The 283-nt window shown below is 41.7% G+C and carries 1 protein-coding gene; it reads left to right on the forward strand.

Features of this window, described 5'->3' with window-relative positions; genetic code table 11:
- Positions 1-283, forward strand: a 283-nt coding sequence (locus IQR33_RS34815) for a hypothetical protein (protein WP_228014208.1), incomplete at both ends; no start/stop codon positions are given.

Raw genomic sequence — 283 nt, forward strand, 5'->3', positions numbered from 1 at the left:
ATGAAGAGCTTAGGCTATTCTATGTGGCCACCACTCGTGCAGAAAAGGATCTAATTTACTCATATGCACAAAGGCGCTTAGTTCACGGTGAGTTCAAGACACGGAAACCTCTACAATTTCTATGCGCTCTTCCAGTAGACCTTCTTTACTGGGAGTCTTCAATATCACCCAAAGTAGCGTATGAAAAAAGTAATAAAGAAACCACTACAAAACGAACAGGAAATCCTATTCAAATGCTGGCTAGAGGACAGTTACCACACCCCAAGCTAACAGTAGAGGTAAA

Source organism: Vibrio sp. OPT46, from assembly GCF_015163535.1.
In the GTDB taxonomy this organism is placed as follows: domain Bacteria; phylum Pseudomonadota; class Gammaproteobacteria; order Enterobacterales; family Vibrionaceae; genus Vibrio; species Vibrio alginolyticus.